The organism is Colwellia sp. BRX8-7 (assembly GCF_014077275.1).
In the GTDB taxonomy this organism is placed as follows: Bacteria; Pseudomonadota; Gammaproteobacteria; order Enterobacterales; family Alteromonadaceae; genus Colwellia_A.
The window spans coordinates 437722-464270 of the sequence record NZ_JACGVP010000001.1 but is presented as its reverse complement, the minus strand read 5'-3'; the positions used below and the strand labels follow the sequence as shown (position 1 = coordinate 464270).

The 26549-nt window shown below is 38.4% G+C and carries 27 protein-coding genes and 1 riboswitch; of the genes, 13 read left to right on the top strand and 14 right to left on the bottom strand.

Annotated elements, in window-relative coordinates:
• The first annotated feature begins 194 nt into the window (after positions 1 to 194).
• The gene (rmf, locus tag H4J57_RS02020) at positions 195 to 371 is read left to right on the top strand and encodes a ribosome modulation factor (RefSeq protein ID WP_070374838.1); all 177 of its coding nucleotides are present in this window, start codon (positions 195 to 197) and stop codon (positions 369 to 371) included.
• A 75-nt stretch (positions 372 to 446) separates the two neighbouring features.
• Here the strand turns inward: rmf and ung are convergent, their stop codons facing one another.
• The 12 genes from ung to moeA form a co-directional block, all read right to left on the bottom strand.
• A complete protein-coding gene (gene ung, locus H4J57_RS02015) occupies positions 447 to 1136 on the bottom strand; it encodes a uracil-DNA glycosylase (RefSeq protein WP_070374837.1) in 690 nt (229 codons plus the stop codon).
• Positions 1137 to 1202: 66 nt separating this feature from the next.
• On the bottom strand, positions 1203 to 2498 hold the full coding sequence (gene thrC / locus H4J57_RS02010; protein WP_070374836.1) for a threonine synthase: 1296 nt from the start codon (positions 2496 to 2498) through the stop codon (positions 1203 to 1205).
• Between the two features lie 39 nt (positions 2499 to 2537).
• Positions 2538 to 3503: a homoserine kinase gene (gene thrB / locus H4J57_RS02005; RefSeq protein WP_259366768.1), complete on the bottom strand. Its 966-nt coding sequence runs from the start codon at positions 3501 to 3503 to the stop codon at positions 2538 to 2540.
• On the bottom strand, positions 3485 to 5941 hold the full coding sequence (gene thrA, locus H4J57_RS02000; protein ID WP_182241777.1) for a bifunctional aspartate kinase/homoserine dehydrogenase I: 2457 nt from the start codon (positions 5939 to 5941) through the stop codon (positions 3485 to 3487). Before thrA ends, thrB begins: the two co-directional genes overlap by 19 nt.
• Positions 5942 to 6264: 323 nt before the next feature.
• Positions 6265 to 7212: a sensor domain-containing diguanylate cyclase gene (locus H4J57_RS01995; RefSeq protein ID WP_182241776.1), complete on the bottom strand. Its 948-nt coding sequence runs from the start codon at positions 7210 to 7212 to the stop codon at positions 6265 to 6267.
• Complete coding sequence (locus H4J57_RS01990) at positions 7213 to 7821, bottom strand: chemotaxis protein (protein WP_070374833.1); 609 nt, start codon at positions 7819 to 7821, stop codon at positions 7213 to 7215.
• Positions 7818 to 8183, bottom strand: coding sequence for a response regulator (locus H4J57_RS01985; protein ID WP_070374832.1), 366 nt, complete (start codon positions 8181 to 8183; stop codon positions 7818 to 7820). The genes H4J57_RS01990 and H4J57_RS01985 overlap by 4 nt, the downstream gene beginning before the upstream one ends.
• Positions 8184 to 8710: 527 nt before the next feature.
• Positions 8711 to 9424 (bottom strand): M48 family metallopeptidase, encoded by a 714-nt coding sequence (locus H4J57_RS01980; protein ID WP_182241775.1) that lies wholly within the window; start codon positions 9422 to 9424, stop codon positions 8711 to 8713.
• A gap of 55 nt (positions 9425 to 9479) precedes the next feature.
• Entirely contained in the window at positions 9480 to 9845 is a 366-nt protein-coding gene (locus tag H4J57_RS01975) for a YebG family protein (RefSeq protein ID WP_182241774.1), read from the bottom strand.
• A 176-nt stretch (positions 9846 to 10021) separates the two neighbouring features.
• Entirely contained in the window at positions 10022 to 11437 is a 1416-nt protein-coding gene (gene dbpA, locus H4J57_RS01970) for an ATP-dependent RNA helicase DbpA (protein WP_182241773.1), read from the bottom strand.
• Positions 11438 to 11458: 21 nt separating this feature from the next.
• The gene (locus H4J57_RS01965; RefSeq protein ID WP_182241772.1) at positions 11459 to 12157 is read right to left on the bottom strand and encodes an alpha/beta fold hydrolase; all 699 of its coding nucleotides are present in this window, start codon (positions 12155 to 12157) and stop codon (positions 11459 to 11461) included.
• 35 nt (positions 12158 to 12192) lie between these two features.
• Complete coding sequence (gene moeA, locus H4J57_RS01960) at positions 12193 to 13428, bottom strand: molybdopterin molybdotransferase MoeA (protein WP_182241817.1); 1236 nt, start codon at positions 13426 to 13428, stop codon at positions 12193 to 12195.
• 229 nt (positions 13429 to 13657) lie between these two features.
• A riboswitch (molybdenum cofactor riboswitch) is annotated at positions 13658 to 13808 on the top strand.
• On the opposite strand from moeA, the gene moaA reads away from it, so the two are divergent.
• The 10 genes from moaA to H4J57_RS01910 all read left to right on the top strand — a co-directional run bounded on the left by moaA (position 13795) and on the right by H4J57_RS01910 (position 20664).
• On the top strand, positions 13795 to 14766 hold the full coding sequence (moaA, locus tag H4J57_RS01955) for a GTP 3',8-cyclase MoaA (RefSeq protein WP_182213234.1): 972 nt from the start codon (positions 13795 to 13797) through the stop codon (positions 14764 to 14766). It overlaps the preceding riboswitch by 14 nt.
• A 1-nt stretch (position 14767) precedes the next feature.
• Positions 14768 to 15421: a molybdenum cofactor guanylyltransferase gene (locus H4J57_RS01950; RefSeq protein ID WP_182241771.1), complete on the top strand. Its 654-nt coding sequence runs from the start codon at positions 14768 to 14770 to the stop codon at positions 15419 to 15421.
• A 57-nt stretch (positions 15422 to 15478) separates the two neighbouring features.
• Positions 15479 to 16021 carry a molybdenum cofactor biosynthesis protein B gene (gene moaB / locus H4J57_RS01945; RefSeq protein WP_182176323.1) on the top strand — a complete coding sequence of 181 codons (543 nt, stop codon included), beginning with the start codon at positions 15479 to 15481 and terminating at the stop codon, positions 16019 to 16021.
• Positions 16021 to 16560: a cyclic pyranopterin monophosphate synthase MoaC gene (gene moaC, locus H4J57_RS01940; protein ID WP_070374824.1), complete on the top strand. Its 540-nt coding sequence runs from the start codon at positions 16021 to 16023 to the stop codon at positions 16558 to 16560. Before moaB ends, moaC begins: the two co-directional genes overlap by 1 nt.
• Positions 16561 to 16563: 3 nt before the next feature.
• A complete protein-coding gene (moaD, locus tag H4J57_RS01935; protein WP_182241770.1) occupies positions 16564 to 16812 on the top strand; it encodes a molybdopterin converting factor subunit 1 in 249 nt (82 codons plus the stop codon).
• 10 nt (positions 16813 to 16822) lie between these two features.
• Positions 16823 to 17299, top strand: a complete 477-nt coding sequence (gene moaE, locus H4J57_RS01930) for a molybdopterin synthase catalytic subunit MoaE (RefSeq protein ID WP_070374822.1) — start codon at positions 16823 to 16825, stop codon at positions 17297 to 17299.
• 56 nt (positions 17300 to 17355) lie between these two features.
• On the top strand, positions 17356 to 18108 hold the full coding sequence (gene modA, locus H4J57_RS01925; protein ID WP_182241769.1) for a molybdate ABC transporter substrate-binding protein: 753 nt from the start codon (positions 17356 to 17358) through the stop codon (positions 18106 to 18108).
• The gene (gene modB, locus H4J57_RS01920; protein WP_070374821.1) at positions 18101 to 18802 is read left to right on the top strand and encodes a molybdate ABC transporter permease subunit; all 702 of its coding nucleotides are present in this window, start codon (positions 18101 to 18103) and stop codon (positions 18800 to 18802) included. Before modA ends, modB begins: the two co-directional genes overlap by 8 nt.
• Positions 18802 to 19890 carry a molybdenum ABC transporter ATP-binding protein gene (gene modC, locus H4J57_RS01915; RefSeq protein WP_182241768.1) on the top strand — a complete coding sequence of 363 codons (1089 nt, stop codon included), beginning with the start codon at positions 18802 to 18804 and terminating at the stop codon, positions 19888 to 19890. Before modB ends, modC begins: the two co-directional genes overlap by 1 nt.
• A gap of 24 nt (positions 19891 to 19914) precedes the next feature.
• The gene (locus H4J57_RS01910; protein ID WP_182241767.1) at positions 19915 to 20664 is read left to right on the top strand and encodes a HesA/MoeB/ThiF family protein; all 750 of its coding nucleotides are present in this window, start codon (positions 19915 to 19917) and stop codon (positions 20662 to 20664) included.
• A gap of 71 nt (positions 20665 to 20735) precedes the next feature.
• On the opposite strand, the gene H4J57_RS01905 is transcribed toward H4J57_RS01910, so the two are convergent.
• Positions 20736 to 22556 (bottom strand): DUF885 family protein, encoded by a 1821-nt coding sequence (locus H4J57_RS01905; protein ID WP_182241766.1) that lies wholly within the window; start codon positions 22554 to 22556, stop codon positions 20736 to 20738.
• Positions 22557 to 22854: 298 nt separating this feature from the next.
• Here H4J57_RS01905 and H4J57_RS01900 point away from each other — a divergent pair, with 298 nt between their 5' ends.
• Positions 22855 to 24426: an aminotransferase class V-fold PLP-dependent enzyme gene (locus H4J57_RS01900; protein ID WP_182241765.1), complete on the top strand. Its 1572-nt coding sequence runs from the start codon at positions 22855 to 22857 to the stop codon at positions 24424 to 24426.
• 34 nt (positions 24427 to 24460) lie between these two features.
• Here the strand turns inward: H4J57_RS01900 and H4J57_RS01895 are convergent, their stop codons facing one another.
• Complete coding sequence (locus H4J57_RS01895; protein WP_083277934.1) at positions 24461 to 25066, bottom strand: GNAT family N-acetyltransferase; 606 nt, start codon at positions 25064 to 25066, stop codon at positions 24461 to 24463.
• A gap of 108 nt (positions 25067 to 25174) precedes the next feature.
• On the opposite strand from H4J57_RS01895, the gene H4J57_RS01890 reads away from it, so the two are divergent.
• Positions 25175 to 26545, top strand: coding sequence for an FAD-binding oxidoreductase (locus H4J57_RS01890; RefSeq protein WP_182241764.1), 1371 nt, complete (start codon positions 25175 to 25177; stop codon positions 26543 to 26545).
• The last annotated feature ends 4 nt before the right edge of the window (positions 26546 to 26549 follow it).

The following is a 26549-nucleotide window of genomic DNA, read 5'->3' as shown; positions in this document are numbered from 1 at the left end:
TTGCTAACAAATTGTTTTATTTATTTAATCTTATAATTAGGATTTTTTCAGCTCTCAATCATTAACTGTCGAACACTTTTTAATCGTAATTTTACTTGATTTAGCCTCTTGCTTATTCTTAACTGAATTGTCGACTGCTGTTTTATTCGACAAGTATTAATAAGTATCACCAAGACAATGATGGAGAGTTATCGATGCAAACAAAGAAAAGAGATCGTCTAGGCAGAGCACATTCCAATGGTTATAAAGCAGGCCTCACCGGAAAAACAAAAGAAAAATGTCCTTATCAAAATACGGATGCAAAATCAGAATGGCTAGGGGGTTGGCGTGATGCGTTAACGGATAAAAATCTAGGACTATTCAAGTTATAAGTTAACATCTTATTTTTAATAAAAAGGAGCCCTTTGCTGATGTTTACTAAGGGCTGTATCTTTTTTTAGTTAACCTTATGCTTGTTCAGGCAACTGCCAGTTTATCGGAGTCATATTTTTTGATTGTAACCATTGGTTGGTTTTTGAGAAATGCTGACAGCCAAAAAAACCGCGATATGCCGATAAAGGTGAAGGATGTGGCCCGTTTAATACAAAATGCTTTTCGGTATTAATGTTTTTTCCTTTCTTTTGCGCATGAGCTCCCCAAAGTAAGAATACACAACCGCTACTTTCTTGATTAATGTGCTTTATTACTGCATCAGTAAATGTTTCCCAACCTAACTTAGCATGAGAATGAGCCTGTGCTTGTTTGACGGTTAAAACCGTATTCAGTAATAACACCCCTTGCTCTGCCCACTGCGTTAAGCAACCGTGGCTTGGCTTATTAAAGTCAGCAAACTCATTAACAAGCTCTTTATAAATATTGACTAAAGAAGGTGGGACTTTAATGCCGGGTTGCACAGAAAAAGCGAGTCCGTGAGCTTGATCTTCACCGTGGTAGGGATCTTGCCCTAAAATAACCACTTTAGTGTCTTTAATATCTTGATAACAAAAAGCATTAAAAATATCGTTTTGCGCAGGAAAGATAACTTCGCCCTTTGCTCGTTGTTGAGAAATTACTTGGTTTAGTTCGATGAAATATGGCTTGGCTTGTTCTTGATTAATAAGTTGTTGCCATTGCGGCTTAATATTTTGATTTATCATTAGGTATAAAAATGGCCGTTAATCTAAATTAACGACCATTATAAACGTGTTTTTAACTGAACGAAATTAGTGATCGTTTAATAATAAATAATCACGTAAGTCGCTAAAGTTAGCGGCCATATCTTTTGATAAAATGGTTTCGCTGGCGCAGTCAGCAAGCTCTTTTGGTAGACCTATTGGTTGTCCTAAAATACTTTCAACCACCTCTTTGAATTTTGCTGGGTGTGCGGTGCCTAAAAATACACCAAATTCACCTTCATCTGCATTGTACTGTAACGCTTTATAGGCAACGGCTGCATGTGGTTCACTGATGTAACCCAGCTTGGCTAACTGTAAAACAGTTGACTGTGTTTGTTCTTCATCAATTGAAACTGAACTAATACAATCGCTAGGAACTATGCCAGACTTTAGCATATGTTCAACGCGAGGCCAGTTGTTAGGATCGCTAACATCCATAGCATTTGAAATTGTCGCTACAGTAGCATTAGGCGTCCACTCACCTGTTTTTAGGTAACGAGGCACAGTATCGTTGGCATTTGTTGCCGCAATAAATCTTTTTATCGGTAAACCGAGTGCTTTAGCAAATAAACCAGCGGTTAAGTTACCAAAGTTACCACTGGGAATCGATACCACAACATCGTTTAATTCGCTTTTACACTTTTGACGAGATAACTGTGCAAACCCTTCAAAGTAGTAACATACCTGAGCTAATAAGCGGCTGATATTTATTGAGTTAGCTGAATTTAAACCTATAGTAGTAGCTAGCTCTCTATCATCGAATGACTTTTTAACTAACGCCTGACAATCATCAAAACTCCCGTCAATAGCGAGTGTTTCAATATTGCCGCCTAAGGTCGTAAACATTTTTTCTTGTAGCAGGCTGATTTTTCCTTTCGGATATAAGATCACCACACGAATATTTTCAATGTTATGAAAAGCATGAGCAACCGCCGCCCCTGTGTCACCTGAGGTCGCCGTTAATATAGTGATCTTTTTATCTTTGCTAAAAACTTGCAAACATTTAGCCATAAAACGCGCGCCAAAATCTTTAAAGGCGAGTGTTGGACCATGAAAAAGCTCTAATATAGCTCTGTCTTTATTGATGGGTTGAATTTGTGCTGGAAAGTTAAAAGCACTGGTCACAATCTCAGTTAATTGCGCTTTAGTTAAATCACCTTCTACAAACGGGTAGAGGACATGTACACTTCTTTCAACTAAAGGCATAGCGAGTAATTCATCGATATTATCTAACACTGGGATTGTTTCAGGAAAAAAGAGTCCCTGATTTTTTCCTAGTCCTTGCTTAACCGCACCAGCAAAACTGACTTGTTCATCGTTTTCTTTTAAATTATAAAATTTCACAACATATTCCTAATAAATTTGGTATTTTTAATAAAGTGATTAAGCGGGCAATCTCTCAGCACCCGTTAAGTCAACCTGACAGACATGAACAAAACCTGAGTCTGTTTGTAAATAATTTTTTTGTAACCAAAGCGCGCTATCTTGGGCTTTTTCAAGCGAATCACAGACACAAAATAAGGTAGGCCCTGATCCTGAAATGCCTACAGCTAAATGACCTTGAGCGCTTAAATAGTCTTTAGCTTCGATAAATTTTGGTAACAAGTGCTGACGATAAGGCTCTGCAAGTACATCTTTGAGTACTGAAAATGCTTGTTGTTTATCATTACGGTGGCAAGCATCAACAAAAGTTGCTAAATTTTGACCGAAAGTAATGGCGTCAGCACGACTGTATTGCTTGGGTAAAACATCGCGCGCAGCTTTTGTTGAGACATTAATACCTGGGTAAGCCATTACGTAGTAGCAATGATCAAATAGGGGCAAACTCTGGCTAATAAGCTGTTTGTCCGGCACCATTAATTGCAAACCACCTAAATAACATGGTGCGACATTGTCGTAATGCAAACTGCCACTTATTTTTGCCTCCATTTGACCCATCATAAATAACAGTGTTTTTTCATCAAAATATTGCTGATAGAATTCATTGAGTGCGACTAGAGCTGCGACTACAGAACAAGCACTTGAGCCCAAACCACTGCCAACCGGCATCTTTTTATCTAGTGTTAGTTGTACATTTTTAACCGCTTGTTGCGCTTTTTCAAGTGCTAGGTTGTATAGCTCTAGACAATGCCAAACAATATTGTCTGTGGCCTTACCCGGTAGTTTATTGGCAAATTCACCAATCACAATCAGCTTATTCTCTGTGGCTGACTCTATAGTAACTACATCACCTAATAAAGTACCATCAATGGGCTTAACCGCTAGACCTAAAACATCAAAGCCAACGTTTAGGTTGCCTATTGATGCGGGAGCAAAAACAGATATGGTCATTAGTGCTGTTGCTCCCATGCTAATGTTCTTAATAGATCACCAAACACACCAGCGGCGGTAACTGCAGCACCTGCGCCATAACCGCGTAATACAAACGGTAGTGGTTGGTAATAACGGCTATGTATTGCCAACGCATTTTCACCATCTTTAACACTATAAAGTGGATGATCATTGGCAACAGCTTCAATGGCAACTTTACATTTTCCATCAACTATATTGCCGATATAACGTAAAACTTTACCTTCAGCTTTTGCGACTTTTACTCGTTGAGAAAATTCATCATCTATTTTCGCTAAGTTCTTCATAAATTCACTGACATCACCACTCGCATCAAAGTTTGCAGGTAACACTGATTCTATAGAGATATCTGATAACTCAAGCGGTATTCCTGCTTCACGCGCCATGATTAACAATTTACGCGCTACGTCCATACCGCTTAAATCGTCACGAGGGTCAGGCTCGGTAAAGCCATTTTCTTTTGCGATAGCGGTGGCTTGAGAAACGGTCATACCTTCTTCTAGTTTTCCAAACATATAGGAAAGTGAACCAGACAATATCCCTTCAAAACGTACTAATTCATCACCCGCTTTTAGCAAGCTTTGTAAGGTATCAATTACGGGTAAGCCAGCACCAACTGTTGTTTCATATAAGAAACGACGGTTAGACTTCTGTGCTGCACTGCGCAACGCTTGATAGTATTGCCAAGAGTCAGTATTGGCTTTTTTATTTGGCGTTACAATATTAAAACCCTCTTCAAGGTACTCTACATAGCTCATCGCTAAAGACTCACTAGATGTTGAGTCGACTAACACCGGATTAATCAGATGATTCTCGCGGACAAAAGCCTTGATGTTTTCAACATTTACTGGAACAGCGTCACTTTTCATTTCTGCTTGCCAGTTATCTAAATCAATACCTTCAGTATTAAAAACCATACCTTTACTGTTAGCAATACCATACACCTTTAAAGAAATATTTTGCTTTTTAAGCTTAGGTTGTTGACGAGCAATTTGCGCAAGAAGCTCGCTACCAACGACACCACAGCCAACAAGGAATACATCAATAGTGGGTTTGTGGGTGAAGAAATTTTGATGACTGACTTTCATTGCATCAGTACATTTACGTTTTTCTACCACAACAGAAATACTACGCTCTGACGAATCTTGGGCAATAGCGATGACATTGACACGCGCTTGGGCTAATGAACTGAAAAACTTAGCAGCAACTCCTTGTTGATGATGCATACCGTCACCAACTAAAGAAATAATCGATAATTCATGTTGTAACTTCAACGGTTCAAGTAAACCATTGAGTAACTCTAGTTCGAACTCTTGTTGTAAGCTTAGTTCGGCTAATTCAGCATCACTGGTGTGAATACAAAAACTGATACAGTATTCGCTGGAAGACTGGCTAATTAAGACTAAAGAAATTTTTTCTTGACTCATAGTGGCAAATACACGACTGGCCATGCCAACCATGCCTTTCATGCCGGGTCCTGATACATTGACCATGGTTAAATCATCAAGATTAGATATCGCTTTAACTTTTTTGGTTTGATCATCCTCGTTAGATATTAAGGTTCCTGGCGCAGCAGGATTACCGGTATTTTTAATCAAACAAGGAATATGAAATTGAGCAATGGGGCCAATCGTTTTAGGGTGTAGCACGCTAGCACCAAAATATGAAAGCTCCATCGCTTCTTGATACGACAAGTAATCAAGTAATTTTGCTTCCTTTATTAGGCGAGGATCTGCGTTAAACACACCATCAACATCCGTCCATATTTCACAACACTCAGCTTGAGCACAAACCGCGAGAACAGCGGCAGAGTAATCAGAACCATTGCGGCCAAGCGTTGTTACTTGCCCTTGTTTGTTAACACCGATGAAACCCGGCATTAAGGCAACTTTATTGAGATTGTTGTAATGGTTTTCGAAGTTTTCTTTTGATAAGACTAAATCAGCGACTGCATTAAGAGACGCATCATTGGTGATTAAAAATTTTTCTGGTTCAATAACAGACGTTTTAATACTTTGTGCGTTCAACACTGATTCGAGCAAGGCAACACTTAAACGCTCACCTATGCTGATAATTATAGCGCGGATATGATCCGGGCAATAAGACAACATAGTCGCACCTTGTAGATAACGTGAAAGCTTATGCTCCCAGTTTATAAGGACTTGCTCTGCATGTAATGGGCTGAATTTTGGTAAGCTGGCACCAAGATCATCAATAATGGTTATAATAGCTTTTCTGAAGTGTTCTAAATCACTCTGTAATTTTATTTCATCACTAATATTCTCTGCCATAGCCACTAAATGGTTGGTTACGCCTTGTGGGGCGGAAACAACGACGGCAACGGCAGAATCGTTACTTTTGTCAGCTATAATTTTGGCAACTTGCACAAAACGTTCTGCTGACCCTAGAGATGAACCGCCAAACTTTAATACACGCATTTTACTTCCTTTTTATTGTAAATTCTTTGCGAGCCAAAGAACTTGCAATGATTAAAACCTTAAAACAAAAAAAAGCCCGGAACCTAAGGGGTCACGGGCTTTTATTTATGTGTTTTTTACACGTCAGCCGATGACAACCATCCCATTGAGGGTGGTAGTGATAATAATAATGGTAATACGACGGACAAATGTTTTCATGGTTATAAAATGCCTGAGCAGTGTTTTACTGTCAATAGTTATTTATGAATAAAAAGTTATATTTTATTCATAAATAAGCAGTAAGAGGGTTTTATTTGGATAATAAAGCGAATATATTCAGTTTTTTAGGCTGAAATAGTCTCTTTTGCAGCGCAAACTATGTTTCTTCCAGAAGCCTTAGCGTCATATAAGGCAAGGTCTGTATGGGATATTAAGTCTTCATAACGGGTGTCTGCTTCGGTGATGACTGCAACACCAACACTGGCAGTAACATTTATTTCGATTTCTTGAAAGTTAATGATATTTTTACTGATCGCAACACGGATCCGCTCAGCAACATCTAAAGCGCCAATAATATCGGTATTAGGCAGAATAATTGCAAACTCTTCACCGCCATAGCGACCGAATAAGTCACCTAAGCGCAGTAGTTCACTGATCACTTTAGCGGTTTCAATTAATACTATGTCGCCACCTAAATGTCCGTAAGTATCATTAAGTAATTTGAAATGATCTAAATCGAACATAATAAGCGCTAAACCATGCTGATAACGACGTGCGCGCGAAAATTCTTTTTCGAGACACTCTTCCCAATGCTTGCGGTTAAAGACTTGTGTTAAGCCATCGATACGATTGGCCTGTGCAAGCTCTTCAAGTGTTTTGTTTAGCTTACTTTGGTAATGGCATACATCGGTAACATCTTCGATAAGAATACAAACGTGTTCGTTAGCCTCTTTATTTTCAAGCGGCAAAAAGGTACAGTTTTGAGCCATAAAGTGACTGTCTGTCGTCATAGGGCGGGTATGAGGCAATTCAAATAGGTGATGTCTTTGTTCCCATGAGCAAAAAGACTGGGTTTTTAGTTGAAAGACACTTTCAATTTTTCTTTTGAACCACTTTTCTGGCAGCTCGGGAAAGACAATAAAAATATCTTGTCCGATAACATTTTCAGGCTTTTTGTTAGCATGAATTTGTAAATACCGATTCCAAAATACGATATTGTATTGACTATCTATGATGAGAATACCGGTATTTAATTTGTTGGCAATATCAGGACAAATATCATCAGCAAGCATTTAGAACTCTTCCAAAATTCTGTCAATAACTGTTTTTATATTAATAATTGCTGACTCAGGAATAAACAAAACCATATCGCAATTAAATGAATAATCAGTAACTTGATAAGTTATTTTAACTTTTAAAGCTAAGTCCCAATTAAATGATTGTTGGGCAAGATGATCGGATATTGCACTTTGTGAACCCGCTAATAAACGCGGCGCACTGTAAGACATTTGATTATCTATTTGTTTAGCAAAAACATTTAAGAAGGTGGTGGTTAAAATAGAGCTTAAGTCGATAATTTGTTCTTCAACAGATAATTCATCAGGCTCATAGCCCAGTAAATCTGCAAGTCGATCAGAATCTTTTGGCTTGTACATAAGCAGTGCTTCACCGCGAATGCCTTCGTAACCAAAGAAGCCTTGACTTACTACTGCAGCAGAGTTTTCATCACTGTTTAACGAGTTAAGTAGGCTTAGCGTACTGACTTGTTCAATACTAGGTACTTTTAAATAAACAAAGGTATTTAAGTATCGGGCAAGTTGATCACTTGCTTGACCCATAGCAACATTAATTATTTCTTGTAAACAATCTTGCTGATCTTCATTTAAGTTGAGGTCGCTCATAAAAAACCATGATTTCTTAGGTTAGTGTTAAGGACTTCTAATTCAACTGGTTTACGTAAAAAAGCTTTTGCACCGAGTTCAAGGACTTTACTTTGCATTTCTGGTTGTATATCAGCTGATATAACAAAAATTGCCGGTGTAATGTTTTCATCTTTTAAGGTTTGGAGTACACCTAAGCCATCTAGAACAGGCATGGTAAGGTCTAGAAATAGAATGTCAAATACTTGACTGCGTAAAAGTTCAACAGCTTCTTGACCATTTTTTGCTAATTGTGCATTAGCTGATAGTTGCTCTGGTAAGCTACGTAAAACTTGTTTACGGGCCATATTAGAGTCATCACAAACAAGAACTGAAAAGCTCATGTAATGGGTAATCCTTTATTTTTTTTATTTTATGGCGCTAATCTACCTTAAATAAGTGGTACTGTTAATTAATAAAGTACAAAAATGCTGATTTTTTATGCTTTTAATGAAGATCTCTCTAATAATTGCACAATATAACAACAAGCTAATAATAATACGGGCAAAAATTAGTGATAACTTTCCCTTGATACTTTTATTTTTTAACCTAATTAGAAGGTGATTATTAGGTTAATTAACACGATAGACATTATTGTCGAAAGGGTATAAATCGCAATAGCTTTCCAGCTGTATGTTTTGAATTTCATCATTTATCTCTTCATCTATTGATTATAACAATGGCTAATAAATTGTCATATCCTGTGAATTTAAATTAGTATTCAAATACTAAGCGATATTCGTGCCACAATACAATGTAAGTTGAAGAAATTGTTGATAATTTTATTAGTCTAATACGGAGTTGATTTTATCTTCTTTATAAAAAGATTTATTTGTTCGCTCATTTATCCCCTACGAGGATACTATGACTATTAAAGAGTCGGCCATTGTAATTGGTTTTGGTGGGATTTTAACCACGTTTTAGCTGAAGCGTAGTTAGGGTAGTTAAGCGCAACTAATTGCCAAAAATTAGTTGAATGATTCATGTGCCTAAGATGACAAAGCTCGTGAACTATTACATAATCGATAATCCATTTAGGCGTCATGGCTAATAAAGAACTGAAACTCAGTTCACTTCTACTATTACAGCTGCCCCATCTAGACTTATATAATCTGACTTTAAACGATTTGGGTAAAACACCAATTTTTTCCGCATAATGAGATAAGTTTTCATCAATATAAGCATAAGTTTGCTGCTTTAACCAAGCTTCAAGTTGTTGCTTTACATATTTATCTTGGTTTTTTATATCATCAGCTACTTTGATTTTTAATTTACTAGCAAGAGTCGCTATGATGATATCTTGATGAAGCGTTATTTCTGGAAATAGACCATAATGAATATCAAGTGTTTTAAGTTCGCCATTAATAAGCAATTGGCTATCTTTTTGATAATGATTATTTTGAGTGGCAGGTTGTGCGTTTTGCTCGGCAATTTTTCTGTGCAGCCAAAGGCTTTTTGATTTAACAATGTTCGCTATATCATCTTCAGAAACATATTTTGGCGCACGGATTATAATTTTTCCGTGCTTAACTTGTAAGCCAACCGTTTTTCTTTTAACGCTACGAATGAGCTGATATGACAACATAATTCAATATTATCTAGTGTTAAGTAAAGATAAATTCAAACCAGTACTGCGCACTTTATTTACTTGTGCTCGCTTTAGCCTTACGTGGCGCTTTTACTTTTGCTGTTGCTTCAATTTCTGGCGACGAGTCAGTGCTATTTGCTGTTTCAACTGGTGCTGTAACGTTCTTTTTAGCAGCAGTCTCTGGCTTAGCTTTCTTAGCTTGCAAAGCAACAAGCACATCTTCACGATTCTTAGCTAGATAAATACAGAGTTCTTCACGCACTTTTTCATCAATATTAAAGCTGCTGGCTTCAAACATCTCGGCTAAGCTGTCAGCCATATCAAGCATTTTGTCATACTCGTCTGCTGCTTTTTTATCCATGAATGTTTCTACCTCCACACCTTGTCTAATGACGACAAATCGACTTTCAACTGCCATTTTTTTTCCCTTATAGGATCAATATTACGCTTGATGGTTTTATCATATACGATTTAAAACCGCTTATACAATCAAAATTAACTGTACAAAACAACAGTATCATACGAGGTTTTCATTAAAATACAATCATTTTATAAAACCTCGTTATTGATAAATACTGTTTTAACCGATAGTAACTATAGTAATCTCACTCTAAATTTACGACCTTTTAACTTGCCATCACTGAGTTTTTTAAAGGCTTGCTTGGCAAACTTTCGACTTACAGCTACATAAGCCCAGTTATCTGATAATTGAATTTTTCCCACTTCGCTAGCTGAAATAGTTTTATCGCCAGTTAGAGCGCCAAGGATATCGCCCGCACGTACTTTTTGCTTTTTACCGCCATCTATTTGTATTGTTGCCATTTTCGGAGAATACACCGAGGCGTTTAATACACTAGCGTCTGGCAGTAATTCACCTTCGATAGTTCGGTCAAGGTAATCTTCTAATAAACCTATTTTGTAGCTTTCTTTTTCACTGAAAAAAGAACAAGCAATACCTGTGCTACCCGCTCGGCCTGTGCGGCCAATACGGTGTACATGAATTTCGCTATCACGAGCGATATGATAATTAAATACCGCATCTAGCGCATCAATGTCTAAACCACGCGCGGCAACATCGGTGGCGACTAAAATTGAAATACTCTTATTGGCAAAGCGAACTAATACTTCGGTACGATCTCTTTGCTCTAAATCGCCATGTAAATCTTGAACATTAAAACCGTAATTACGTAGTTCATTGACAACAATTTGTACGTCTTTTTTGGTGTTACAAAAAACGATGCTTGATTCGGGTTGATGCTTTAATAACAATAAGCGGATACCGTCGATACGCTCGCTGTCATTCTCTACCTTATAAAAATGCTGTGATATGGTGCTTTCTTCGTGATTCCCCTCAACGGTTACCTTGGTCGGTGATTGCATTATTTTTTTAGCAATATCGGCAATTTCTGCCGGGTAAGTTGCACTAAATAATAAGGTTTGTCGTTGTTGAGGAATTTGGCTAATAATAAAGTCAACGGAGGCTTGGAAGCCCATTTCTAGCATACGGTCGGCTTCATCGAGCACTAGCATATTCACATCGTCTAATTTCAATGTGCCTTTACCTAAATGATCTTCAATTCTTCCTGGCGTGCCAACAATGATATGAGCACCATGCTCTAAAGAACCGACTTGCGGGCCAAAAGGCATACCGCCACAAAGGGTCAATATTTTTATGTTATGGATGGCACGGGCCAATTTACGAATTTCTTTCGCAACTTGGTCGGCTAATTCACGTGTTGGACAAAGGATCAGTGTTTGAATACGAAAACGTTTTACGTCTAGTTTTTCTAAAACACCTAAGCCAAAGGCAGCGGTTTTACCAGAGCCTGTTTTACCTTGGGCAATAACGTCACCACCGGCAATAATAGTTGGCAAGCTTTGGGCTTGAATGTCGGTCATCTGTTGATAACCCATAGACTCTAAATTTTGAATTAACTCAGGTTTGAGTTGTAAGGTGGAAAAACTAAGCTGGCTCAACGGGAATTCCTTGGCATAAAAATAATACGCCATTTTACCTTGTTTAAATGCTTATTACTCGATAAAAAAACGAATCATATTGCCAGCACACTTTTCTGGTTGTTCAAGCGGTAACATATGGCCGGTGTCGGCAAGTGTTATTAAAGAAATCAGCGGCGATTGCGTTAAAATAGCGGTAATGCGCGTTAACTTAACCAGCGAGTCATTATCACCAATTAAGAACTGAATCGGGATGGCAAGCGTAGGAAGTTTTACTAATAAATTCTCGCGTTGGGTGGTCACTGTTAATTGATGGATAAGTGTATCCTTACCCAACTCAATATCCATTGCTCGAATACAGTTAATGATGCCTTGATTGTTGTGTTTGCTTGCATGCAGCAGGGCAGTTATACGTTTGCTGGTGATGCCTGAGTAACCATGCAATTTAACATAAGCAATCGTGCGGCTGCGCTCTTTTAATTGAGCGGGTGGCAACAAATAAGACATATTAGAAATAAGCAGTAGTTTGTTAATTTTATTAGGATATTTCAGCGCAAAAGCCGACGCGATATATCCCCCTAAAGAAAAACCCGCTAAATTTATTTTTCCTAATGGGAATTTTTGTTCAAGCGCAGTGATTATTTTATCAATACTATTTTCCATGGGGATGGCAATGTGGATAAGCTCCACATTTTCAGGTAAGTAAGTGATGCAAGCCTGCCACAGACGTTGATCGCACATGGTACCCGGTAGGCAATATATTTTAATCGTCATATTGTGTGTTCATAACAAGCTAAAAATAGATAATGCTACTGAATAACATCATCAAATAGTTGCACGTTAACCATTTCATTAGCGGGAACGTTGCCTTGGTTTGCCGGTAAAACAATATAACAGTTGGCCGTCGACATGCTGGTTAAAATTCCTGAGCCTTGACTACCTGTACTGGTAACTATCATCTCGCCTTGGTGATTGGTTGACAATATCGCCCGTTGAAAGTCCATGCGTCCGGCGCGTTTATTTAATTGGGTGGCTGTTTTTACTTTTAATAGCGGTAACTTTTTAGCTTGAGCATGCTGTAATTTTAATAATGCGGGTACTGCCAATTGATGTGCGGTGACCAAGGCTGAAACAGGGTTGCCGGGTAAGCCAAAAAAGTAACTATTAGGTAATTTTCCAAAAGCAAAAGGCTTACCGGGTTTCATGGCTATTTTCCAAAAACCAATTTCGCCTAATTGTTCAAGTATCAACTTAGTATAATCGGCGTCACCTACAGAAACACCTCCTGAGGAAATTACAACATCGGCTTGCTGATCGGCTTGTTCAAATGCAGTGCGTATTGCTTGTTCATCGTCAGCGATAATACCAAAATTAATCACCGTAACATTCAGTTTAGTCAACATCGCAATTAATGCATGGCTATTACTTTCATAAATATCACCGTCATTAAGGACTTCGCCCGGAGATTTTAATTCATCGCCGGTTGCTAATACAGCAACAGTAATTTTACGATAGACTTCTACTGTTGGTACACCTAAAGATGCCAGTACACCAATATCTATCGCCGAAAGTTTTTTACCTCGGCTAAAAACGGATTGGTCTATTGCGATATCTTCACCGGTAAAGCGAATGTTATCGTTAAATTCTCGGTTTTCTAGGAATGTAATGCCGGTATCTTTTGCTTGGCAGTTCTCTTGCATTTCAACGGTATCACAACAACTTGGTAATTTTGCACCTGTCATTATACGAATACATTCACCGATTTTACATTCACCTTGAAAAGGCGCGCCAGCCATTGACCGGCCAATCATAGTTAATGTATCGGTCGTTTGTAAACTTGCCCATTTAAAGGCATAACCGTCCATAGCTGAATTATGATGAGGAGGAACATTTAATGGGCTCGAAATGTTGCGAGCTAGCACACGATTTAAACCCAATGCCAAAGAAACCGACTCAGTTTTATCGATCGGCGTAATCGCCGACAACATTTTTTCCATCGCTTGTTCGAAAGGTAATAATCCAGGAGCAGAACAACAATCAACCATAAGTAACTCTTCTTTTATATTTATTTTTACACGGCAAATTAGCACCGCCTGCTTGTTATTCCCATTCGCGTCTATTGCAATTTACTTAACGGCATAGGAATACGTTATTATGACGTAAATTTGCTCATCAATAATACGTGTAAAGTGATGACTTTTTGATGCAAATCAAAATTACTTATCGTCTAGCCGTATTTTAATAGTGAAATAGTTTACTATACTTGTATTCATTAAATGAATTATTCGCCGAGCTTTTCTAGCTAAATCTTTTTTTAGAATGCTATTTAAGCCGTGGTTAATAGTAATTTTGCTATAACCACCAGGGTTAACAGGGAAACTTGTTAGCCTCCCTACATTTGGAAAGGTGAGATGTTAACAGACAACTTCGGTCGCAAGTTTTATTACTTGCGCCTCTCTATTACTGACGTTTGCAACTTCCGTTGCACCTATTGCTTGCCTGATGGTTATTCATGCGACCATGATCGTGATTTTCTATCCTTTGACGAAATTAAGCGTGTTGCTAACGCTTTTGCTCAAATGGGTACAGAGAAAATCCGTATTACCGGTGGCGAACCTTCATTGCGTAAAGACTTACCTGAAATTATTGCTGCTTGTAAGCAAACGCCCGGTATTAAAAAAGTCGCGATAACCACTAATGGTTATAAATTACCTGAACATCTGCAAGGCTGGCTAGATGCCGGAATTGACGCGATTAATATCAGTATTGATAGTCTTGACCCGCGCATGTTCCATTCAATCACCGGTCATAATAAGTTACCCCATATTTTAAAAGGCATAGATATGGCGTTGGCAGATGGTCGTGCAACAATTAAAATTAATACCGTATTAATGCGCGAATACAATGGTCACGACATTAAAACCTTTCTTGATTGGCTGAAAGTGACTCCGGTGACTTTGCGCTTTATTGAATTAATGCAAACGGGTGATAACCAAGAATTTTTTGATGCACAACATGTACAAGGTGCACGTATTAAGCAAAATTTAATATTAGATGGTTGGTTACCTGTAGTTAACGATAAAGCAGCAGGCCCAGCACAAGAGTTTTATCATCCTGATTATCAAGGTAAAATCGGTTTAATTATGCCGTACAGTAAAGACTTTTGTAATACTTGTAATCGTTTGCGGGTAAGTTCATTAGGTAAATTACATTTATGCTTATTTACCGAAGAAGGTTTACCGTTAAAAGAGTATTTACAGCAAGATGATATTGAGCCATTGAAAGCACAGATTCGCGCGATGATGACCGATAAAAAAGCCACACATTTTCTGCAAGATAAACTCACCGGTGCCACCAAAAACCTTGCGATGTTGGGTGGCTAAGATGAATGCAGCTTTGTTTAATCAAGGATGTCTAGGCGTAGTGCTAGCGGGTGGGAAATCTTCTCGTATGGGTAGCAATAAAGCTTTGTTAATGCGTAATAAAACTGCAGTAAATGGCAAAGAAAATATGCTCAGTTTTAGTAAGAACTTGCTGAAAAATATTGGTATAAATAGCATTGTCGTCAGTGGAAACATTGATGGGGCTGATGTTAACAGCGAAAATTTTGTTACTGACCAATTTGCAGAACTTGGCCCAATGGGGGGTATTTACAGTGTTATTAAAAAATACCAACCTAAATCATTATTGATATTACCGGTTGATTTACCTTTAATGACCAAGGAAACACTTGCGCAGTTAAAAATAAAAGGTGAGTTAGCTCAAAAAGCCTGCTTTTTTTCTGATCATTTTTTACCACTTTATTTACCTAACAATGCTTTTGTTGAGCAATTCTTTACCACGCATTTTCTTCAGTATTTGCAAGGTAATAAAGGTGCGTTAAGCGAAAAAAATAACCCTAAGAAAAATGGTCCTTCTATTCGTTCGATGTTTGCACAAGTGCCACATCAAGTTTTAGCTGTAAAGTCACCACAGTGTTTATTTAATACCAATACACCGCAAGAATGGCAACAAGCGCAGCAACGCTTTTCTGTGTGAATTTTTGCGTTTTTTATTTAACAATCAACAGAAAACTAATAAAATTTAGGAAAAATCATGAGCTCTTTACATAGCGGTAACGCTTTTATTCCCTTATCAATTGCGGTATTAACTGTTTCTGATACCCGTGATGAATCAAATGACACATCAGGGCAAGTACTTGTTGAACGCTTAACTGAAGCGGGTCATAAACTTGCCGATAAAGTGATTGTTAAAGATGATGTTTATCAACTACGCGCCATTGTTTCAAAATGGATTGCTGACGATAATGTCCAAGCTATAATTTCGACTGGCGGCACCGGATTTACTGCTCGTGATAATACTCCTGAAGCCTTAATGCCTTTATTTGATAAAAATGTCGAAGGTTTTGGTGAAGTTTTCCGGGCTATTTCGCTTGATGAAATTGGCACGTCGACAATTCAGTCGCGAGCGTTTGGCGGCATTGCTAATAGCACAGTTATTTTATGTGTACCGGGCTCAACTAATGCTTGTCGTACTGCTTGGGATAAACTCATTAGAGAGCAACTTGATGCGAGCCATCGCCCTTGTAATTTTGTACCTCATTTAAAAATGGCAGAAGTTTGTGAGACGCGCGACTAATGACTACTTTAGCAAATAATAACCATGTTAGCGCCTTAAGCCATGTCAACAAACGTGGTGAAGCAAATATGGTCGATGTCACCGATAAAGCGCTGACGTCAAGGTCTGCGACGGCCGAAGGTTATATCCAAATGTCGGCACATACCTTGTCGTTAATTACCCAAGGTGATAATAAAAAGGGTGATGTATTTTCTGTTGCTCGCATTGCAGGTATTCAAGCGGCAAAAAAATGTAGTGATTTAATTCCTCTTTGTCATCCGTTGATGTTAACTAAAGTAAATGTTGATTTCACCATCGATGAAGAACGTAGCCAAGTGCATGTGACAAGTTTATGCAAACTAACCGGACAAACGGGTGTCGAAATGGAAGCCTTAACAGCGGTTGCTGTTGCGTGTTTAACATTATTTGATATGTGTAAAGCCGCTGACCCTTTAATGGAAATTCACGGTATTCGTGTAATGACTAAGGAAGGGGGTAAATCAGGCTCTTGGCAAGCAAAAGCAGAGCAAGCTTTAGAAGATTCAAAGAATAAAGGATAAGCTATGATCAAAGTAATATTTTTTGCCGCGTTGCGAGAACAGCTCGGCTCTGAGGGTACTGAAATAAGTGCTGACCTTGCTACTACCGTTGCTGAAGTTAAAGTCGCGTTAGGTGAAAAAAATAATGATTGGCAACATTACCTCACCAATAATTCATTACTTTGTGCGGTTAATCATCAAATGGTTAATAATGATTTTTTGGTGAAAGCAGGAGACGAAGTGGCTTTCTTTCCACCCGTCACTGGAGGATAAAATAGTTAATATGGCGAGTCTCAATAATAAGTATCCAGAGATCAGTATTCAAACCGAAGACTTTGATCACGGTGTTGAAGTTAATCTGTTAGAGAATGATAATGTTGAAGATGGTGCCGTTGTTACCTTCAGCGGTCGAGTGCGCAATAATAACTTGGGTTTGAAAGTTAAAGGATTATTCCTTGAGCACTACCCTGATATGACTGAAAAGCTATTAGCTGAAATCATTGATACGGCAAAAAAACGCTGGGATATTGGCCGTGTAAAAGTCATTCACCGAATCGGCCAGTTAGCCATAGGTGAACAAATTGTTTTTGTTGGTGTGACTAGTAAACATCGTCAAGATGCATTTGCTGCTAATGAATTTATTATGGATTTTTTAAAAGTGGCCGCGCCATTTTGGAAAAAAGAACTCACTGAACTTGGTGAAACCTGGTTAGCAGCGAAAGCCAGTGATAAAGAAAAAGCACAGGCGTGGAGTAAATAGCTTTGGGATTAATGCTGGCGAGTATATCTACTCGTTTTTTATTGATAGCGCTACTTATGTTACCGATAACTTTAGTTGCGGCTAAAGACACGGCAAGTGAGAATGAAGCACCCTTGCGCATTGCCGTTGCTTCGAATTTTGCACCGACATTAAAACAGTTACTAGCTCGCTTTAATTCAAATCAAAAACAATTTTTATCACCAATTCTTATCGCGGCATCCAGTGGTACTTTATTTCTACAAATTGAACATGGCGCTACTTTTGATGTGTTTTTATCTGCTGACAGTGAACGACCACAATTATTATCAACAAGCGGCTTAGCGGTGAGTGGAAGTCTGCAAACCTATGCTTTTGGGCAGCTAGCTCTCTGGTCTGCAAAGGGTAATATTGACAGCGATCTCTTGGTAGCCCTTAATAATAATAAACATCGTCTTGCCATTGCTAACCCCAGGATTGCGCCCTACGGTAAGGCTGCTAAGCAAGTATTAGAAAATTTACAACGTTGGGATGATTATAAAGACCGATTAATTCAAGGAATTAATATTGGCCAAACGTTTCAGCAAACACGTTCGCAAGCGGTAAACTTAGGCATTGTCAGTAATAGTCAATTAGTGCTCAATAATTTTAAGGGAGTATTGATCCCCTCACATTTACATCAACCAATAAAACAGCAATTAGTTATTTTAAAGCACAGTAAAAAAATAGCCCAAGCCGAACGTTTTGTTACCTTGTTGATGAGTAAGCAAGCTCAACAGTTTATTACTGAATCAGGTTATGCATCGTCGAATGAGATCAATGCCAATGAGTAATACCCACCCAGATATGCTGGCGCTGATCACTACATTAAAAATGGCGGGCTTAACCACGGTTATTTTAATGTTAATTGGCACGCCACTCGCTTGGTATCTCGCTAAAATGCAAAGCCGATCGAAAGTTTTTATTGAAGCATTAGTGGCTTTACCTTTAGTACTACCACCGACAGTACTGGGATTTTATTTATTATTGTTGTTTTCTCCGCAATACCTTCCAGGACAAATTTGGCAACAGGCAACCGGTCAACAACTAGCGTTTAGCTTTTCTGCTATTGTTATTGGCTCTGTTTTATACTCTTTACCCTTTGTTGTGCAACCATTACAAAAGGCATTTGAGCAATTGGGCGATGACTTATTAGAAGCAGCAGCTATGCTTGGTGCTAGCGCTTTTGATCGATTTTTTACTGTTGTTATGCCAATGACTAAAGCCAGTTTTATTACCGCAGCCAGTTTAGGTTTTGCTCATACGGTTGGTGAATTTGGTGTGGTCTTAATGATTGGTGGTAATATTCCAGGTGAAACCCGTGTGCTGTCAATTGCCTTGTTCGATCATGTTGAAGCGTTCGATTATGCACAAGCACACCTTATTTCAATAAGTTTAGTTATCTCATCGCTTGTTCTATTATCTTTAATTTATTTACTGAATCGGCCTGCTAAAAATAAACGAGTTAAATCAAAGAGGTTTAATTAATGGCTGAGCTAGCACTAAATTTCACCGTTGAGCATGACGAGTTTTCATTAACAATTGATGACAAAATATCTTTAACCGGTATCACGGGGATTTTTGGTCATTCTGGCTCTGGAAAATCAACCTTATTGAAAGTGATCGCCGGATTAGAACAACAAGCACATGGCAAGGTATTACTTGATGATGAATACTTATTTAATAGCGAGGCAAAAACGTTTGTTGCGCCACATCAACGTCGCATAGGTTTAGTTTTTCAAAATAGTCGCTTGTTTCCTCATTTAAATGTCGAAGAAAACCTACGTTTTGGGCAAAAGCGACATAAGAATTGTCGGTTAAGTTTTGCAGAAATAGTTGAACTCACCCAGCTTGAAAGCTTGCTCGATAAAGCGGTTACTCAACTCTCTGGGGGCGAGCAACAGCGTGTTGCATTAGCGCGTGCCATATTAGCTGAGCCAAGATTGTTATTACTTGATGAGCCCTTGAGTGCACTTGACGATAAAAATAAAATTATCTTGTTAGCTTTACTCGACAGGGTCAAGAGACAGCTTGATTTACCAATGTTATATGTCAGCCATTCTTTAGATGAGCTTCAACAACTGGCCGATAAGCTATTGGTTATTTCTTCAGGAAAAGTGAGTCATCATGGTGATATTCACCACGTTATTCATCAACTAACCACCAATAACGAAATATTGCATCAAACCAGCTTATCATTGATGGTGAAAGAGCATTTACCCGAATACGGCTTAACAAGTTTACGTTTAGGCGAGCAACAAATATTTATTGCTTGTGACAGCCCATCAGACAAAAAGAAAAAAGTGCGCTGCATTATTGCCGCTAGTGATATTAGCATTACTTTACATGAACCTATCGAAAGCTCTATTGTTAATCACTTACATGGCGAAATAACAGCAATTAGTCATATCATATCGTCTGATGGCGCTAATGCTCAAATGCTAATAACGGTTAATTGCTCAGCACAACCCTTTTTTGTCACCATTACGACTTGGTCGGCTAAGCGCTTATCGTTAATGCTGGGTCAAAGTATATTTATTCAATTTAAAGCGAATGCAGTACGTTCACTGCATTAACTTTCTTTAGGAACTATTTAGCTGATGTTATCTCAACACGAACAACTACGTTACAGCCGTCAAATTATGCTCAATAAAATAGGTGAGCAAGGGCAGTTAGCCCTGCGTGAAGCCAAAGTACTAATCGTTGGTGTTGGTGGGCTAGGTAATCCGGCCAGTTTATATTTAGCGGCCGCCGGAGTAGGAACTTTATTTATCGCCGACGGTGATAAGGTTGAGATGACCAATTTACAGCGACAGATATTATTCACTGAAAATGATATCGGTAATAATAAAGCTGATGTTGGTGCTGAGAAATTGCAACAGCATAACAGTGACATTACTATTGAAGTAGTTGATGAGATGCTTGATGAAGAATTAGCAAACTATTACATTGAACAGGTCGATGTGGTCCTTGATTGCACCGACAATATCACCACACGTTATTTATTAAATAAAATATGTGTTGAGCAAAAAACACCATTAATCGTTGGGGCGGCTACGGGGTTTGACGGTCAGCAATTAGTCATTGATCCTCGAAATCCAGCAAGTGCTTGCTATCAGTGCTTATTTCCTGAAAGTGAAAAAGCGCCGACCCAAAATTGTCAAACCCTTGGTATTATCGGTCCGGTATTAGCGATTATAGCCGGTATGCAATCGTTACAGGCCATTAAATTATTAACAGGCAACACCATACATATTAATCAGTTAAATCTCTTTGATGGTTTATCAAATCAATGGCAACAATTTACCCTAAATAAACAGACCGATTGTCCTGTTTGTCGAACGAGTTAGATTATTCATGCTCATTAACGACACTGAGTTAAATGAACTAACTCAGTGTCGCTTCATGTGGCTATGAGTGTCTACTCACTTGCGATGCTTTTTTTCTTATCTTCTGCTGCGATTGTTAGTAACGTTGTGGCAATATAGGCGTTAATTTGGTCTTCAAGTACGTTTAGAGGGACGGAACCATTTTTCAAAATTTGATGATGAAATTCGCGAACATCAAAATTTTGTCCCAATTCAGCTGCTGTTTTTTTACGTAGATTTCTGATGGTTATCTCACCAATTTTGTAAGATAACGCTTGTCCAGGCCATGATATATAACGATCAATTTCTGTTTTCACATTGTGTGATGAAAGTGCGGTGTTATCGGTCATAAAGTTTATGGCACGCGCTCTTGACCAGTCCATAACATGCATGCCGGTATCAACAACAAGACGGGCTGCCCGCCACATTTCATAGGTCAGGCGACCAAAATTACTGTAGTGATTTTGGTATATGCCGGCTTCAATACCTAACCATTCAGCATACAAGCCCCAACCTTCACCAAAAGCTGAAATATAGGCATTTCTTCGGTATGAAGGTAGGTTATCTAATTCGCCATTTAATGATATTTGCAGATGATGCCCAGGGACACCCTCATGTAAGGTTAAAGCGGGTAATACATAAAGTGGACGTTTGTCTAACGCGTAGGTATTAACCCAATAATAACCGGGCTGAGTATCATTTTGCGCACGAATGTAGCGCCCAGTAGTATACTTAGGTGCGATGCTGTCTGGTACTGGTGCAACGCCATAAGGTGTGCGGGGTAAATGCTTAAAGAGTGCGGGTAATTTAGCATCCATTTGTTTGGCAATATACGCAGCTTCTTTAAGTAACGCTAACGGCGTTTTTGCATAAAACTGTTCATCAGTTCGTAAGAAATTGGTGAACTCAGAAAAAGTCCCTTTAAAACCAGTTTTTACAATGATCTCAGCCATTTCTTGACGAATACGTTTTACTTCACTCAAACCTAAGGTATGAATTTGCTCAGGTGTCATATCTGTTGTGGTGTAGTGTTTAACTCTATTGCGATAAAATTCATTACCGTTAGCTGTCGCCGAAACGCCAATAGTTTTACGGGCATTTGGAAAATACTCTTTGGTAAAAAATTGATAGTAGTGCTGATAAGCAGGAATAACTTTAGTTTTTAATAGCGCAATAAGCTGGCTTTTTTTATCAGAAAGCACGTCAGGTGCAATTAAATTTGACGCTGTGCTAAAAGGCTTAAGAAATTCAGAATTTTCAGCATGCTCAGGAATAAAGGCGAGTATTGACTGTTCATAGCCGATTAATACCGCTTGAGGTTGAGTGATCCCTGTCGATAATCCCTGCTGCATCCAATAAATGTTTTGATCAAAATATAGCGGAAGCGCCGATAATTTATTCAAATAGAAGTCGATATCTTTTTCTTTATTAAATGCTGTATTGTTGATGAAAAAACTTAAATTAGAGTGAAAGCCTGATTCAGCATTGAATGGCATGTAATGAGCTTTAAAATAATACTCAGCAATACTATTATCAAGTTGGGCTTTAATAATTGCATAATTAATTTTATTATCGTCTGATAGTGACGTTTGATTTATCTTTTCAAATGCTGCCGCGATAGTGAGACGTTGTTGGTATTTTTTTTCCAACATTTCTGGTGATAAATCAGGCCAATAGCTTTCTTCGTTTAGTGCTGCACTTTTTTGATAAATACCTTTACTGGCACGATGATCTAACAGTGCTTTAACCGTACTATCAAATTTTTCGTTAGCGGTGGTCTGTGACGAGTTTTTGCTATTCATGGTGAGTTGACAAGCGCTAAGTGAAACAAGAATAGCGGGCAAGACCAGAAACTTACACAAAGAAAAATTCATATTTTATTAAATTCCTACGGTTATAAACAGCTAATAAAGTAACGTAATTTTATCCAAGTAAATAGTATTGTACGACGAATTGTTCTTCTTATCCGATCAAGCACCTGACAAGTACAGCATTTGCGCGAAACTGAGTTTTCGTTATCTTAACGAAAAGCAGTTGAGTTTAGTGTATTTTTCTATAAATTGCTTTTATATGAATTTATTTTGCGTATTGGTTGTTTTAATTGGTTTTTGATTGCTCATTAGTGCGGTTTTGTTAGAATTATTTATCGAAACAACGTACGAGCCGTCAATCATGTCACTTGAAAATCACTTTCTTCCTTTTAGAAATAATATCATTGGTCAATCATTAAGCCATGAAATCAATGGTAAGCAATTAGATATTGTTTATGCTGATTGGACTGCAAGTGGTCGACTTTATGCGCCAATTGAACATTATATCAGCCATACCTTAGGACCTTTTGTCGCTAATACCCATACCGAAACTAATTTAACCGGGTGTGCGATGACGAATGCATATCACGATGCGCAAAAAATAATAAAACGCCATGTAAATGCCTGCGATAATGACGTATTAATCACGGCAGAAGCAGGAATGACCGGTGTTATTAATAAGTTTCAACGTATTCTAGGTCTACGTATTCCTGAGCGTATGCAAGAGCAAGTGAAGTTTGATGATTGTGATAAACCCGTTGTTTTCATTACCCATATGGAACACCATTCAAACCAAACTACTTGGTATGAGTGTGATATCACGTTAGAGATTATTGACCCTGACAGCCATGGTTTACCATCGCTTGAACATCTACAATTATTGTTAGAAAAGTACCAAGCTAGAAAAGTAAAAATAGGCTCGTTTTCTGCTTGTTCCAATGTCACTGGCATTAAAACCCCTTATCACTTGTTAGCAGAAAAAATGCACGAACACGGCGGCTTATGTTTTGTTGATTTTGCTTGTTCAGCACCTTATGTTGATATTGATATGCATCCAACAAACTCCAAGCAAAGTTTAGACGCCATTTATTTCTCTCCTCATAAATTTCTTGGTGGGCCTGGCAGTTCGGGAGTGCTTATCTTCAATAAAGCGCTCTATAAAAACAGAGTACCCGATCACCCCGGAGGTGGAACAGTAACTTGGACCAACCCATGGGGAGAGCACAGCTTTTTCAATAATATTGAAATGCGTGAAGATGGCGGAACTCCTGGATTTTTACAGTGTATTCGTACTGCCTTAGCGATAAAAGTAAAGAACGCTATGGGCGTTAACAACATCACCGCCCGTGAAAAAGAAATTACTGATTATGTAATGACTGAATTAGCCAAAAATGACAACGTAGTGATGCTAGAAAAGAATGTTAAAGACCGTTTAGCTATTGTTTCTTTTTACATACCTAATGTTCATTATAATTTAGTGGTACGATTGCTCAACGATAAGTTTGGTGTTCAAACGCGTGGTGGTTGTTCATGTGCGGGCACTTATGGTCATATATTATTGAATGTTGATCATGATACGTCTAACAAAATCACTGAAAAAATTAATAGGGGTGATTATGCTGAAAAACCTGGTTGGATACGTGCGTCATTTCATCCTACGACCTCTGATAAAGAAGTCAGGTATATTGTTGAAGCGATTAATCAAGTCACTGAAAATATTGTTGAATGGGCGAAAGAATACCGTTTTAACCCTGCTACAGGAGACTTTGAACATAAAAACTCTGCGGTTGAATATCCAAGTCTCAATAACTTTAATGCCTTAGTGCTACCCGATGTTGCAAGGATAGACACTCAATGTCAGGGGGATCTAGTACAAAATCACGTGGCTGAAATTAAAACACCAGCTTCATTATTTAAAAAAATATTTGGCTAGTTACTGAATGTCATCCGAATGAGTGGTGTAATGATTATTTTTCAAAGTGAATGATCATTTCCGCAGCCACACAATGACATTCGTCTGGGCATTCTGGGCATTCATAGCCTTGCTTACTGAGTTCATTCCAGCGTTCTGGATGTTCTTTAATTAACACGCCACCACATTTAGTGAAATATTTTACTGCGCTATTACCGGGGCTTTGTTTCCATAAATGACTAACACCCGCATTTGCACCTTGTTTAATTGCTGCTTGTGTTGATAATTTGAGTAGCTGACTGCCAACACCGTAACCACGATAATTCTCATCAACGGTATTACATTTGAAATAACAAACTTTTTCGCTGGGTTGTTGCCATAATTCAGGGCTGCACCAAGCATCAATTTCCCATTGATTAATCGCGTAAGTTAAGCGAAAACCTATCAGTACGTTATCTAGATAAGCGACAAAGTTTGCATTGATTTCGCTACTATCAGCTATTTTTAATATACCTTTTCTATACCAGACGCCCATGTTTGAGTCGTCAATATAACCAGCACCATGAACAGCTGTGCCTAAGGCAATTATTGCTGAAAAATCGCTGGGTAACATTTCACGATATAAGACTTGAGACTTTACTGAATTAAACTGTTTTTTCATTTTTTATATTTGTTTAAATAAAGTGATTTTTAGAAAATTGATCTTAGCAAATTTCCTATAAATACGGTAAAGTTTCTGTGGTTTTCTTTCTTAAAGTAGTTTTGAAAAATGTACGATCCTTTACACGATAAATCTCCTGGTTGTGGTGCCCCATACCCTAAAAGTTACTGGGCTGAAAATGCAGATATTGAAACAAATGCCCCAGCAAGTGACGGACAAATCAATCAAGACGTAGATGTTGATGTTGCTATTATAGGCGCTGGTTATACCGGGCTTTCTTGTGCGCTATATTTAGCGCGTGAACATGGTATTAAGGCGCATGTGTTAGAGGCAAATCAAACGGCTTGGGGTTGTAGTGGGAGAAATGCTGGCTTTATTCTCAAGTCTTCAGGACGTAAGTCTTATAGCGATATGGCGCAAAAATGGGGTGAAGAAGTGATGCGCGGCATTTATGATGAAATGTGCGCTGGCGTTGAAACGGTAAAATCACTGATCGCTGAAGGTATTGACTGCGACGTACAAACGCGTGGTTTTTTAAAAGTAGCGCATAAGCCGAGCAAATTAGCTGAGCTTATTAGCCAAGCAAAACTGCAACAAAAAACCTTTGCAGGTATTAAAAATAGTGATGTGGAGATTTTAACGAGAAACGAAGTTCGTCAACAATACATGGACGATAAAAATGCTTATGGCGCGATTCGCTATCAAGACGGTTTTGGTTTAAATCCGTTGAAACTGGCCTGGGGCTATCAGCGATTAGCACGTGAAGCCGGCGCTAAAGTTCATACCAGCTCTCCAGTGTTAGATATTTTAGATGAAGGGCACCAACAAAAATTGATAACACCTCAAGGTGTTGTTACGGCTAAAAAGATTGTTATTGCTACCAACGGATATACACCTAAAGGGTTTCATTCATTAACAACCGATCGAACGTTGCCGGTACTTTCACAAATTATTGTCACCGAACCTTTGTCAGAGCAGCAGTTAGCCGATTGTAACTTTTTAACGTCGAATGTAGTGATGGATACAAGAGCGCTAAAATACTATTACAGAAAGCTGCCCGACAACCGCATTCTATTTGGTGGGCGTGGCGCAATAACGGGCAAGTCTGCTGATGATCCTTATTACGCACAGCGTTTGTTGACAGTGTTAAAAACAAGTTTTCCACCGTTAGCTAAGTTAAACTACCAGTATGCTTGGTCAGGTTGGATCTGTATGTCGCTAGACGACTTACCTCATATTTATCAAAACCCTAAGAAAAATGTTTTTTATAGCATGGGTTACTGTGGCTCTGGCGTGTCATTTTCGGTGCAAGCAGGTAAGCGGTTGGCTGAAAAAGTCGCTGAAAAAGCTATTGATCCTAAAATAGAAAACTTGCCTCTTTATAATTGTCAGTTACCAAAATTTCCGTTTGCACCATTGCGACGAGTTGGCCAATGGGGATATTTTCATTATGGAAAGATTAAAGATGAGTGGCTCTAGCCAT

What these genes read in the sequence shown, in the direction of transcription:
- rmf (WP_070374838.1), top strand. Translation starts at nt 195, where the DNA reads ATGCAAACAAAGAAAAGAGATCGTCTAGGCAGAGCACATTCCAATGGT.
- ung (WP_070374837.1), bottom strand. Translation starts at nt 1,136, where the DNA reads ATGATAAATCAAAATATTAAGCCGCAATGGCAACAACTTATTAATCAA.
- thrB (WP_259366768.1), bottom strand. Translation starts at nt 3,503, where the DNA reads ATGGGAGCAACAGCACTAATGACCATATCTGTTTTTGCTCCCGCATCA.
- thrA (WP_182241777.1), bottom strand. Translation starts at nt 5,941, where the DNA reads ATGCGTGTATTAAAGTTTGGCGGTTCATCTCTAGGGTCAGCAGAACGT.
- H4J57_RS01995 (WP_182241776.1), bottom strand. Translation starts at nt 7,212, where the DNA reads ATGCTTGCTGATGATATTTGTCCTGATATTGCCAACAAATTAAATACC.
- H4J57_RS01990 (WP_070374833.1), bottom strand. Translation starts at nt 7,821, where the DNA reads ATGAGCGACCTCAACTTAAATGAAGATCAGCAAGATTGTTTACAAGAA.
- H4J57_RS01985 (WP_070374832.1), bottom strand. Translation starts at nt 8,183, where the DNA reads ATGAGCTTTTCAGTTCTTGTTTGTGATGACTCTAATATGGCCCGTAAA.
- H4J57_RS01980 (WP_182241775.1), bottom strand. Translation starts at nt 9,424, where the DNA reads ATGTTGTCATATCAGCTCATTCGTAGCGTTAAAAGAAAAACGGTTGGC.
- H4J57_RS01975 (WP_182241774.1), bottom strand. Translation starts at nt 9,845, where the DNA reads ATGGCAGTTGAAAGTCGATTTGTCGTCATTAGACAAGGTGTGGAGGTA.
- dbpA (WP_182241773.1), bottom strand. Translation starts at nt 11,437, where the DNA reads ATGGCGTATTATTTTTATGCCAAGGAATTCCCGTTGAGCCAGCTTAGT.
- H4J57_RS01965 (WP_182241772.1), bottom strand. Translation starts at nt 12,157, where the DNA reads ATGACGATTAAAATATATTGCCTACCGGGTACCATGTGCGATCAACGT.
- moeA (WP_182241817.1), bottom strand. Translation starts at nt 13,428, where the DNA reads ATGGTTGATTGTTGTTCTGCTCCTGGATTATTACCTTTCGAACAAGCG.
- moaA (WP_182213234.1), top strand. Translation starts at nt 13,795, where the DNA reads ATGTTAACAGACAACTTCGGTCGCAAGTTTTATTACTTGCGCCTCTCT.
- H4J57_RS01950 (WP_182241771.1), top strand. Translation starts at nt 14,768, where the DNA reads ATGAATGCAGCTTTGTTTAATCAAGGATGTCTAGGCGTAGTGCTAGCG.
- moaB (WP_182176323.1), top strand. Translation starts at nt 15,479, where the DNA reads ATGAGCTCTTTACATAGCGGTAACGCTTTTATTCCCTTATCAATTGCG.
- moaC (WP_070374824.1), top strand. Translation starts at nt 16,021, where the DNA reads ATGACTACTTTAGCAAATAATAACCATGTTAGCGCCTTAAGCCATGTC.
- moaD (WP_182241770.1), top strand. Translation starts at nt 16,564, where the DNA reads ATGATCAAAGTAATATTTTTTGCCGCGTTGCGAGAACAGCTCGGCTCT.
- moaE (WP_070374822.1), top strand. Translation starts at nt 16,823, where the DNA reads ATGGCGAGTCTCAATAATAAGTATCCAGAGATCAGTATTCAAACCGAA.
- modA (WP_182241769.1), top strand. Translation starts at nt 17,356, where the DNA reads ATGTTACCGATAACTTTAGTTGCGGCTAAAGACACGGCAAGTGAGAAT.
- modB (WP_070374821.1), top strand. Translation starts at nt 18,101, where the DNA reads ATGAGTAATACCCACCCAGATATGCTGGCGCTGATCACTACATTAAAA.
- modC (WP_182241768.1), top strand. Translation starts at nt 18,802, where the DNA reads ATGGCTGAGCTAGCACTAAATTTCACCGTTGAGCATGACGAGTTTTCA.
- H4J57_RS01910 (WP_182241767.1), top strand. Translation starts at nt 19,915, where the DNA reads ATGTTATCTCAACACGAACAACTACGTTACAGCCGTCAAATTATGCTC.
- H4J57_RS01905 (WP_182241766.1), bottom strand. Translation starts at nt 22,556, where the DNA reads ATGAATTTTTCTTTGTGTAAGTTTCTGGTCTTGCCCGCTATTCTTGTT.
- H4J57_RS01900 (WP_182241765.1), top strand. Translation starts at nt 22,855, where the DNA reads ATGTCACTTGAAAATCACTTTCTTCCTTTTAGAAATAATATCATTGGT.
- H4J57_RS01895 (WP_083277934.1), bottom strand. Translation starts at nt 25,066, where the DNA reads ATGAAAAAACAGTTTAATTCAGTAAAGTCTCAAGTCTTATATCGTGAA.
- H4J57_RS01890 (WP_182241764.1), top strand. Translation starts at nt 25,175, where the DNA reads ATGTACGATCCTTTACACGATAAATCTCCTGGTTGTGGTGCCCCATAC.